General features: G+C 58.5%; 4 protein-coding genes. 1 reads left to right on the top strand and 3 read right to left on the bottom strand.

Features of this window, described 5'->3' with window-relative positions; genetic code table 11:
• Positions 1–10: 10 nt before the first annotated feature.
• The gene (locus VEH04_11815; GenBank protein HYG23462.1) at positions 11–3,082 is read left to right on the top strand and encodes a glycoside hydrolase family 95 protein; all 3,072 of its coding nucleotides are present in this window, start codon (positions 11–13) and stop codon (positions 3,080–3,082) included.
• A 175-nt stretch (positions 3,083–3,257) separates the two neighbouring features.
• On the opposite strand, the gene VEH04_11810 is transcribed toward VEH04_11815, so the two are convergent.
• From VEH04_11810 to VEH04_11800, 3 genes are all read right to left on the bottom strand, one after another.
• Positions 3,258–4,862, bottom strand: coding sequence for a PQQ-dependent sugar dehydrogenase (locus tag VEH04_11810; GenBank protein HYG23461.1), 1,605 nt, complete (start codon positions 4,860–4,862; stop codon positions 3,258–3,260).
• A 368-nt stretch (positions 4,863–5,230) separates the two neighbouring features.
• Positions 5,231–6,367, bottom strand: a complete 1,137-nt coding sequence (locus tag VEH04_11805) for an AraC family transcriptional regulator (protein HYG23460.1) — start codon at positions 6,365–6,367, stop codon at positions 5,231–5,233.
• 253 nt (positions 6,368–6,620) lie between these two features.
• Positions 6,621–10,691, bottom strand: a complete 4,071-nt coding sequence (locus tag VEH04_11800) for an efflux RND transporter permease subunit (protein ID HYG23459.1) — start codon at positions 10,689–10,691, stop codon at positions 6,621–6,623.
• Between the last annotated feature and the right edge of the window lie 1,139 nt (positions 10,692–11,830).

The following is an 11,830-nucleotide window of genomic DNA, read 5'->3' as shown; positions in this document are numbered from 1 at the left end:
CTCCATCGTCATGAGCCGAGTTGCACGCATCTTTTCGGGACTGTTTTTCGTCACCTTCGCCCTTTCGCTCCGCGCCGATCCCGGCCCGCTGGTCTTGTGGTACACGAATGCCGCGGTGAGCTGGACGCAGGAAGCGCTGCCCGTGGGGAATGGAAAACTTTCAGCGATGATCTTCGGGGGCGTCAACAGCGAGCAGATCCAATTCAACGAGGAAACGATCTGGACGGGCCAGCCGCATTTCTACGAAAACCCAAACGCCACGCCCGCAAATCTCGCGAGCATTCGCGCCAAGGTGTTCAACGGACAATCCATCTCCACGACCGAAAAAAACAAATTCATGAGCGTGCCGCTCAGGCAGGCGATGTTTCAACCGGCAGGCAGCCTGTTGCTGAACTTCGCACACAGCGGCGCGACGCAATATCGCCGCTCGCTTGACCTCGATACCGCCACGGCCTGCGTCAGTTACGGGCACAGCGGAACGACCTATAACCGCGACGTCTTCGCCAGCGCTCCGGACAAGGTGATCGTGATCCGCCTTACGGCCAGCGCCGCGGCAAAGCTCAGCTTTACCTGCGCATTCAGCAATCCGCAGCCCGAACACTCCATAATGGCGGCCGGGAATGATCTCGTGATGAACGCCCGCGTCAGCCTGATGCCCAGGCCGGAATACTTCGCGTCAGGCCTTACCAACGCCATTCGATACGAGGCGCGCGTCCGAGTCATTGCAGAAGGCGGTTCCGTCACTCCGGCAGGTTCGTCACTGGCCGTCACCAATGCCGATGCCGTGATTCTGCTGCTGAGCATTGCGTCGAACTTCGTGAAATATGATGACCTCAGCGCCGACTACTCCCTGCTCTGTTCCAACAACATCGCGGCCGCAGCGGAGAAAACGTATGGCGAACTGCGCCAGCGCCAGCTTGACGATTATCAACCGCTCTTTCGGCGTGTGTCACTCGACCTCGGCACCAGTGCCAAAACCAATCTGCCGATCAACCATCGCATCCGCCGCATTCCTCAGGGCGACGATCCCAATCTCTCGACGCTGTATTTTCAGCTTGGCCGCTATCTGATGATCTCCGGATCACGGCCAGGAACGCAGCCGCTCACCTTGCAGGGCAAATGGAACGAAACGACAAACCCGTCCTGGGAAAGCAAGATGACGTTGAACATCAACCAGGAACTCAACTACGCCGGGGCCGAAGTCTGCAACCTGCCGGAATCGCACATCCCGATGTTTTCGATGGCGCAGGATCTCGCAGTGACCGGCAGTCGAGTGGCACAGAAGCTCTATGAAGCGCCTGGCTGGGTCGTGCATCACAACACCGATCTCTGGCGCGGCGCGGCGCCGATTAACAACTTCGATGGCATGTGGCCTGCCGGCCAGGCGTGGCTCTGTCAAAATCTTTGGTGGCATTACGAATTCAATGGCGACACCAACTACCTCGCAAACACCGCCTACCCGCTCATGAAGAGTGCAGCCGAGTTCTTCCTGGATTTCCTGATTCCGCATCCCGCGAACACCAACTGGCTGGTCACCAACCCTTCCTATTCATCAGAGCACAATCATCCTGATCACGACGTTCCAAATGTCCCGGGCCCAACCATGGACAATGAACTGATTCGCGAACTGTGCGACAACATCGCAACCGCCACTGAGATTCTCGGGATTGACGCCGAACTGCGGACAAACGTGCTGCAGATGCGCGATCGCCTGCCGCCCCAGATGATCGGTCGCCTGGGACAATTACAGGAATGGCTGGAAGACGTGGACGAGCCTGGCGACACGCATCGGCACATGTCCCATTTGGTTGGCCTGTGGCCCGGGGAAACAATCACTCCGTTCCATAACGCCCGTGTCGCGGCGGCAGCGAAGGTTTCAACGGACATTCGCGGAAACGGGGACATCGGATGGGGCAAGGCGTGGCGAATGAACCTGCGTGCGCGGCTGCTCGATGCCGAGCGCGCTTATTACTACGCCACCAATGTGATTGCAGATCCCAAGTGCTCAACCAACCTGGTGTTCCACGACAATCCCAACCGGCAGGTGGACGCCATTTTTGGAATGATGAATGGCGTGGCGGAGTTGTTCCTGCAAAGTCAGCGCGGTGAAGTTTTTATCCTGCCTGCATTGCCATCAAAGTGGACCAATGGCGCCGTCACCGGCCTGCGCGCGCGAGGCGGATTCGAGGTGGATATTGAATGGCAGAGCAATCGTCTCGCTTCCGCAACGATCTTGTCGACCCTCGGCAACACCTGCCGCGTGCGTTCGAAATGGCCGATTGGTGTTAAATCAGGATCCGATTTTGTAAACACGCCGATGGTCCGCCCGGGTTTGTGGGAATTTCCGACGGTCGCCGGGCAGAGTTATACGATTGTTCCGGCAAATGCATTCGAGGCGGAATCAGGTGCAGCCACCCCGAGCCCCGGCAGCGTCCTGCAATCGACTGCCAACCTCGCATTCAGCCGCGGGCAAGCGGCGCGCTTCAATGCAGCAGGCGTCGGCGCAAGCGTCTCCTGGGCAATTACGAACCTGACTGCAGGGCGCTATCGCCTCCTGGTTGTCGCAAACGCGCGTCCCGACGGGGCACAATTCCAGCCTGCCTTTGGTTCTGGTGCCGGGGAATTGCGGGCCGCAGGTGCCCAGCACGACACCTATTCCGCAACCAATGTCGTATATCTTCTTGCCACGAATTCGCCGCCTGCAAACTTCCTCTCCACAAATATGCTCAAACAGTTCGACTGCGGAATCGTGGAAGTCGCGTCGAACAGCCAGCACGAGCTGCGGTTCACCATCACTGGAAAAAACGTCGCCAGCATCGGTCATGTCCTTGAGCTGGATTACATCGTCTTCCAGCCCGAAGCTCAAATCGCAGCGGAGGCACTCCGCGCTGAAGCCATCGATGGAAACCTGATCCTTTCATGGCCCGCAGCTTCAGCAGGATTCAGCCTGGAACAATCCGACGATCTCCCCGGCGCAAACTGGGTTCCGCATCCGGTGTCTCCAATCATTCACGATGATCAAAAATTCATCACGAATGCGCTGGAAGGCAGCCAGATGTTCTATCGTTTGCGAAAGCCCTGAGCGGTTCCGCAGCAGGCTTGAAAGCTGGCGATTCCGACCGCGAAAGCCTTCGCAACTCGCGGCGCGGGCCCCCGAACCTGCAGGGCGCGATCCACGCCCGGCAGGCTCGAAGCCTGCGATACAGTCGCGACTCGTCGGGAGAAACCTGCGCAACGTCCGGTGCGGTTTGTTGCGTTTACGGATGCACCAAGCGAAAGAAACTGCCGGAGCCGGCTGCATCGAGCGGAACCACCACTCGATTCGTCTGGTCAGAACCGGCGACGGTTGACCATTCCGCGGTGATCCCATCCACGGCGTTCGTCTGCACCTGCAATGTGCCGCCCGACACCGGCCACGACAGCTCGACGCTATCTTCCAACTGCCGGAGCTGAAGTCGAATCGCCACCAACTTGTAAACAATTCCACCGTTGCCATTGGGTGCAGTGTTTGTGACAAGGGCGTACAATTCGCCATCAGCAGCCTCACCAAAACCGTGGACTGTAAGGCCGCCGGGGAGGAGGTCATCCACGAATTGCGGCAGCCTGAATTCGCGAATGATGCCCTCTTCAAGATCGGCGTAGAAGATGCGGCCGTCGACGCGGGGCGGCAAATTGCGCAACGCGAGATCGCCAAAGACATATTTCCCAATGAGTTCCGGAATGGCAGTGCCGCGATAAACGAACCCGCCTGTGATGGAGATGCCATCGCCATGGTCATACTGCAGTGTTCCGCCCGGCCCCGAGATCGGGTCGATCATTCCCGCTGGAACACCAGGGCTGTGATTACCCGGGGGGTTTCCAATCGTGCCCGTTGCCCGGTCGAACAGGAACTCACCTTCCTTCACCGCCCACCCGTAATTGCCGCCCTTCACGATGCGATCAATCTCCTCGATATTGCGCTGGCCGACATCCGCAAGAATCAAGTCGCCCGAGCCGCGATCAAATGAGAATCGATACGGGTTGCGCAATCCATATGCGTAAATCTCAGGAACCTCCCCTGCGCCTTGAAACGGGTTGTCGGCGGGAATCCGATACTGTCCGTTTGCGCTGATCGGGTTCGTGCTGCTTCCCGTAAGCGCAGGATCGATGGGATCGATTCGAAGCATCTTTCCAAGAGGCGTCGTCAGGTTTTGAGCGTTGCCGCCCGGTTCGATATGGCTCGGGCCCACGTCATTGGCGTTTCCTCCGTCACCCAGTCCAAGGTACAGATAACCATCGGGACCAAAGGTGATCGTTCCCCCATTGTGGTTGTTGGCGTTCTTGCCGAACGAAATGAGTTCGCGGCGGGACGTGGGATCCACCACGTTGGCGTTTGTTTCAGAGATCTTCCATTCACTGATCACCAGTTTGTATCCCTGCGTTGCGCCATTAGGAGCGACGTATGTGGGCGGCGTATTTGCGGGAATCGGTTCACTCGTATAGGTGTAGAGCGTGCGAAAACCGGCGCTCTGTGAATCGAAGTAGCCGGGGTGAAATGCAAGTCCCAAAAATCCTCGCTCGTCATTGGCGCTCGCGGCGTTCAACGGCGGCTGCACACGGCTTTGCAGGTCGAGCGCGGCACCCGGCAAAAGAACGTCGTTTTCCAGAATGCGCAGCAACCCGTTCTGCTCGACAACGAAGAGCCGGTTGGTGTCGCCGGGCGGGCTGATGGCATAGTCGGGCGCTGCCATGCCTGTAGCCACTGGCAACAGATAAATTGCAACGTTGCCGCGTTCAATGGCCGGCAAGTAAGGCTCGCCTTGCGCTCGCAAGGCCGCGATCAGGACTGACGAAATCAACCACCCGCACTTTTTGCAATGCATGAATGCCTCCAGGATATAGAGATGATTTTCAAATCGCGTGTCCGCCCGAGTGGGTGGAGGCGAATCCAGCAAGCGAACACACTCGCTTGTCACGCGCGCCCGATTTCGTTCAACGAAAACACAGGCTTCCAGAATGTGAGTGATGAAAAGACCGCAGGTTCCAAAAAATTCGCAGCGAGTTAACTGCGGATCAAATCCGAGGAACACGGGAGAACAATGCATAGAACGTTCCTTCGGCAAAGAAACGAACAACCCAATCAATTGCCCGATCCACGCCACCCGACCAGGCATTTCCCAGCACGTCGAAATGCAAGATTGGATAGCTGAAATAAGCGATGTTACCCGCTTCCGAGCCTTGCGCGATTTCGTTATCGCTGCTGCGTCGGCGTTTTGAGCGGATACAAGCCCGGACAACAGCCGAATGTTTCGTGGAAGGCCTGGCTGAAATGGCTCGGGCTTGAGTATCCCACTTCCATGGCCGCTTCGGTCACGTTGTATTCGCCAGAACGCAGGAGCTCGGCCGCCCGTTCCATGCGCATCTGCCGAAGATACTGCGTGATCGTCTTGCCCGTGTGGTTGGAAAAAATACGGCTCAGATAAAAGTGGCTGCAGCCAATCTGGCGTCCAAGTTCCTCAAGCGACGGCGGCTCCGCCAAATCTTGCTTTAGGAGAAAGATCACCTGTTCGACCCGTTCCTGCGCGAGCCGCTGCTGCCGCGTGCAGAAGAATTCCTCCTCGGGCGGGGGCTGCATGAAAAAGGTCACCGCAAGTTCCAGCGCCTTGCACTGATACCAAACCGCCTGCGCGGTCTGATACACCGGCGGCTGGCGCAGCGTGGCGATGATTTGTTGCTGCGCGGCCGTGAGCTTCGTCACTAGTCCAGCCGTTGATTCAGCCGTCTTGCCCTCCACCGCAGCCCGCACGACCGGATGCAAGGTCGCTTCCGTGCCGGCCAGATGCTTGGCGAGGAAGGGTCGCGCATATTCCACCGTGAGGAACTGGTGGCGCTCGCCTGATTTGCGCTCAGCCTTCAGCGCGTCGTTGTTCCGATAATAGAATCCCGCGACTCCGGGAACGAAGTCCGTGCGGCCGCCGCGGCCTTCCACAAAGCCCGTGCCTTCCAGGTTCAGGCAAAGTTCAAGGCAGCCCGGATGAAAACTCGCCGCCCAGTCGAAGTCCCTTTTTGCGAGAAAATCATGCCACTCGATGCTGTAACCAACGCCGCGAAAACTCCCAAACAGCGGCTGCCAGCCCGCGCCCACGTCCCGCCACGCCGCGCTTTCGCTGAAGGCGTTCTTCTTGCCCGTGCCGTTGCTTGCAGCCTGGCCTGGCTTCTGTGATATCGACGTAGTGGCGCGCATCTCGAACAATCGTTCTGGAATGCGAGGATAGTCGGCGAAGAACTCGTATCTGGCAAGTTTCGGAAGGTCCTCCCCAACCCTCTCCTCCGCTCCGCGGCGGAGAGGGAGAAGAATGCCGGCAGCAAGGCAAACTGAAATTTCCATTCACCGTGCTGCCTATTCTCTCTCCCCTCGCCTGCGACGCAGGAGCGGGAGAGGGGCCGGGGGGAGAGGGTGCTCTGATCCAGCCAAACCCTCCTCCGTCGACCAATGCCTAAACGCTCCTCCTCTCCCCAACACTCTCCTTCGCTCCGCGGCGGAGAGGGAGAACAATCTGACGCCACAATCCGCAAATCCCCCGCACCTTACCACGTCCTTCCCTTCACACTCCCCCATTACCTGTCGGAGACGCAATACATCACAGCGCTGACTTGACGCTCACTTCGGTTCCGCACTCGAGCATTTCATCACCAAAGAAGGGGTTTCGCAGGGGACCTTGCAATTGCATCCATCGCCCCGGCTTCGGCGCCATGGGACAGCGAAAGATTTTCAGGCCAGCCGATCGATTGTCCTGCTCCCGAACGATTGCGACGAATTCCACTACCGCGCTGCTGAATGGCAAAAACTGCTCGCGCGCCTGCCCGAGGTCGCCGGCTGCCGACAATGGCGCGCCCGCGATGCGCTGCAACAGCGGATGCCAGGCGTGGTCCGCGGGAAAAGCGGCGAGCGCCCGTTGCAGGGCTTCGGACCATTGAGCCTGGACGCGGTTGAATCGCTGCAGATCGTCGGCCGCCAGGCTGGAAGTGATCGCATCGACCGTCTGCAACAGCGACGTAAACGCTTCACGCTGCATGTCGCTGAGTTCCATGGGCGGCAACGCCGGGGCGGCCGCAGCTTCGACGGAGTTCGTCGGAAACACAGGCGAGATTTTTTCCGTCGCGGCATTCCTGCGCTGCCACAATATCAAAGCGAGTGCGGCGGCAACCGCCACGCTGATCCACAAGAGCCATTTGCCGATGGTTGAACCGCGGCGCACATCGTCGTTCACAACAGGCACTGAGGTCGTTGGCGCAGGTTGTGATGGATAACCGTGTTCACCGCGTTCCAACTCGGCAAAGCCCACGCTTAACTCCTTCCACGTCTTGCGCGGAGGCTTCGGTCCTTTCACCCATTGAACCTGCCGTCCGCGCCAGAGTGAGTAAATCGCAGGAACAATTTCGAGGGTAAGGATCGTCGATGTCAGCAGTCCTCCAATCATTGGCGCTGCAATCCGTTGAATCGTTTCAGCACCCGCGCCTGCTGCCCACATGGCGGGAATCAATCCCAGGATCGTCGTTCCAACAGTCATCAACTTTGGCCGAACGCGCTGCACCGCTCCGTACGTTATGGCTTCAAACAGGTCGTGCTGCGTGTTCATGCGGCCGGCGCGCTGATACGCGTGAAAGGCGTCATCGAGGTAGATGATCATCACCGTGCCTGTTTGCGCCGCAAGCCCGGCCAGCGCGATGATCCCCACCCACACCGCGATGCTTAGGTTGTAATCAAGCAGCCACAACAGCCAAATGCTGCCCGTCATGGCGAAGGGGATCGACAGCAGGATTATCGCGGTCGCCCCAAAGCTGCGGAAGTTGAAATACAGCAATATAAAGATCAGAACGAGCGTCAGAGGCACGACCACCTGCAGCCGTTCGCGAACCCGCAGCATGTATTCATACTGTCCAGTCCATTCAATGCGATATCCAGGCGGCAACAGGCCCGCCTGCTGGATTTGTTCAAACACCCGCGCTTTCGCGTCCTTCACGTAAGTTCCAATGTCGCGTCCGGCCACGTCGACGTACACCCATCCCGTCAGCGCTCCATCCTCGTTCTTGATGAGCGGCGGTCCTGTCGTCGTATGAATATCCACAAGTTCGCCCAAAGGCACCTGTGTCACCGTTCCAATGCTCGTCGTTCCCCCGGCCGCTTCATCGCTTCGCCCGACTGCGGTTCCACCCATTGCCACGGGCACCAGAACGCGCTTGAGCTTCTCCGGGTCATCGCGCAACTCGCGGCTGTAGCGAACATTGATTGAGTAGCGCTCACGGCCTTCAAACGTGCGATCCACCGACATTCCGCCGATGGCTGTCTCCACCATCATCAACACGTCCTCGACGTTGAGCCCGTATCGCGCGATTTGCGCTCGATTGGGAATGATATCCAGGTACAGGCCGCCAATGGTTCTTTCCGCGTAGGCACTGCGGGTTCCCGGAACAGCGCCCAACACCGCTTCCAGGCGCTCCCCGAGAACGCTGATTTCCTTCAGGTCGGTTCCAAAGATCTTGACTCCCACAGGTGTGCGGATGCCTGTGTTCAACATGTCGATGCGTGCCTTGATCGGCATGGTCCAGGCATTCACCTGCCCGGGAATCGTCATCGCTTCATCCATTTCCGCGATCAGTTCGTCCCACGTGATTGACCGTTCATCGGGCCAGATCCTGCGCAACCCGCTCTTCAACCACTCAGGGGCCCAGTTCGAATACCAGCGCTCCTGCGAAATCTTTCTCCATTGCCCGGGCGCTTTGAGTTGCACGACCGTTTCGAACATCTCCATCGGAGCGGGATCCGTCGCGGTCTCTGACCGGCCCGCCTTGCCATGAACCGTGAGCACCTCCGGGAATTGCTTCAAAATCCGGTCCTGGATTTGCATCAACCGCGTGGCTTCCGTGATCGAAACCGTGGGTAACGTGGTCGGCATGTAAAGGATGGTGCCTTCGTTCAGGGGTGGCATGAACTCCGATCCCAGCTTCGTGTAGATCGGAATGGCCGATCCAATCGCCACCATTGCAATGACGATCGAAAGAATTCGCCTTCGCATCAAAGCGCTGACCCACGGATAATACAGTCGATGCAGCACGCGGCTGATGGGGTGGCGATGCTCGGGAATGACTTTGGCGCCCGTCATCAGCACGATCAGTGCGGGCCCGAGCGTGATCGACAGCAGCGCAGCGCAGGCCATCGTGAAAGTCTTGGTGTAGGCGAGCGGCTTGAACAGCCGCCCTTCCTGGGCCTCGAGCGTGAATACCGGCATGAAGCTGACCGTGATCACGAGCAGCGCAAAGAACAGCGGTTTCCCGAGCTGCTTGCATGCAGCAATGATGATCTCCTGCCGTTGCGCCCGGGAAAGACCTGGCGGCGCATGCTCCAATCGCTTGTGCACGTTCTCTACCATCGCCACGGCTTCATCGGTGAGGACACCAATCGAAATTGCGATGCCTGCGAGCGACATGATGTTGGCAGTGACGCCCATTAGATACATCGGGATAAACGCCATCACGACGGCAATGGGCAGCGTGACAATCGCACGAACGGCGCCGCCGAAATCCAGCAGGAAGATGACAATCACAATCGCAACGATGATGGATTCCTCAAGGATCGTGTCCTTCAGGGTGGCGATGGAATGACGAATCAATTCGGAACGGTCGTAGGTATAAACGACTTCAACCCCGGCGGGGAGCGACGGCTTGAGTTCCTCGAGTTTGGCTTTGATGCGATCGATGACCTCGAGAACATTTTGCCCATACCGAACAACGACAATGCCGCCGACCGTCTCGCCTTCCCCGTTGAAATCCCCGGCACCGCGTCGCATTTCGGGACCAACCGCGATGTTCCTCGCCACATCCCTGAGCAGCACAGGCGTTCCCCTGGAATCGGCGCCCACGACGACAAGCCGCAGGTCATCGAGCGAATGGATATATCCTTTGCCGCGAATGAGGTAAGTGGTCCCAAACCGTTCGAGTTCCCGGCCGCCAACGTCGTTGTTCGCGTTTCGGATGGCGGCGACGATGGTGGGAAGCGCGATGTTGTATGAAGCAAGGCGGTCGGGATCGATCTCCACCTGGTATTGTTTTTCGAAGCCTCCGAACGTGGCGACTTCGGCAACTCCTTCGATGCTTTGCAGCCAGTATCGGAGGTGCCAGTCCTGGAACGAGCGCAGTTGCGCGAGATCGTTTTGTCCGCTGCGATCTACGAGTGCGTATTGAAATCCCCATCCGACGCCACTCGCATCAGGTCCCAACGTTGGAGTCACATTTTCGGGGAGGCTGCCTGCGAGCCCTTGCATATATTCAAGCACACGGGAGCGCGCCCAATAAATGTCGGTGCCATCCTCAAAAACGGCGTAAACGAAGGAGTATCCAAAAAACGAATAGCCACGCACGACGCGAACGCGCGGCGCACTGAGAAGCTTGGTGACGATCGGGTAGGTGACCTGGTCCTCGACGAGATTTGGACTGCGTCCTTCCCATTCTGTGAAGACGATAACCTGGACATCCGACAGGTCGGGAATGGCGTCGAGCGGCGTCCTGCGCATGGAGTAGAGGCCGCCGAGGAAAAGTGCTCCGACCAGCATGAACACCATGAACTTGTTGCGCGCGCTCCATTCAATGATGCGCTCGATGAGCGAATCGGACGGCTTTGGTGACATTGGGGACGGTTTGGAAATGGAGTTCATTGCCGGAAAAGGTTCAGGTTCCGTACGACGCAGGAGCAGGAGCAGGAGAGGGAGAATAAGGGCGTCAGCAAACCAAACTGGTTATTCCGATTGTCGTATCGGCTGTTTCCTCTCCCCTCGCCCGCGACGCAGGAGCGGGAGAGGGGCCGGGGGAGAGGGTGCTCGGATCCACGGCGCCAAATGATGTCTCTACTAAAGTTTTCTCGTCTCCTCGATGATCCGTTTGTAAATTGGCGTCCATGGAGAGGACGGGGCAAGCACGGCGACTGAGGCGCGATGCAACTCGCGAGGAAAAAGAGTTGTGGAAGGCTCTTCGAGCGGGCCGCTTCGCAGGATTCAAGTTCGGCCGACAACATCCCATGCTCCAATATTTCCTCGATTTCTATTGCCCGGCGGCTTGCTTGTCCGTCGAACTCGACGGGTTCGAGCATGGAGTTCCAGGGAAGATGGCGCACGACGCCCGAAGGTCCGCACGCTTGGCTGAACAAGGAGTTCTTGAGCTGCGATTCTGGAATCGACAGTGGCGGACGAACCGCGATGGCGTGTTGCTGGAAATATGGAATGCTCTTCACAACCGGACCGGCGTTTATTCGGTTGATCGTGCACGCCACAACAATCGCTACCTCCCGCCTGACCCACGAACAATTATTCAAAATCCACAAGAACCTTGCGCGTGACGAGCTCCTGCCGTCAAAAAACAGAAACGCTCCTCCTCTCCCCAGCCCTCTCCTCCGCTCCGCGGCGGAGGGGGAGAAGAATGCCGGCGGCAAGGCAAACTGAAATTTCCATTCACCGTGTTGCCTATTCTCTCTCCCCTCGCCTGCGACGCAGGAGCGGGAGAGGGGCCGGGGGAGAGGGTGTTCGAATCCAGCCAAACCCTCATCCGTTGGCCATTGCCTAGACGCTCCTCCTCTCCCCAACCCTCTCCTCCGCTCCGCGGCGGAGGGGGAGAAGAATGCCGGCGGCAAGGCAAACTGAAATTTCCATTCATCGTGCTGCCTATTCTCTCTCCCCTCGCCTGCGACGCAGGAGCGGGAGAGGGGCCGGGGGAGAGGGTGCTCTGATCCAGCCAAACCGCCGTCGGTGGGCCAATGCCTAAACGCTCCCCCTCTCCTCCGCTCCGCGGCGGAGAGGGAGAA

The organism is Verrucomicrobiia bacterium (genome assembly GCA_035629175.1).
Taxonomy (GTDB): Bacteria; Verrucomicrobiota; Verrucomicrobiia; order Limisphaerales; family DASXHY01; genus DASXHY01.
Note: the sequence above shows the minus strand (reverse complement) of the source record. Positions and strands in the feature narration are given on the sequence as shown.

Excerpts from the sequence above, each read along its gene's own strand:
- VEH04_11815 (HYG23462.1), top strand. The coding sequence starts at position 11 with ATGAGCCGAGTTGCACGCATCTTTTCGGGACTGTTTTTCGTCACCTTC.
- VEH04_11810 (HYG23461.1), bottom strand. The coding sequence starts at position 4,862 with ATGCATTGCAAAAAGTGCGGGTGGTTGATTTCGTCAGTCCTGATCGCG.
- VEH04_11805 (HYG23460.1), bottom strand. The coding sequence starts at position 6,367 with ATGGAAATTTCAGTTTGCCTTGCTGCCGGCATTCTTCTCCCTCTCCGC.
- VEH04_11800 (HYG23459.1), bottom strand. The coding sequence starts at position 10,691 with ATGAACTCCATTTCCAAACCGTCCCCAATGTCACCAAAGCCGTCCGAT.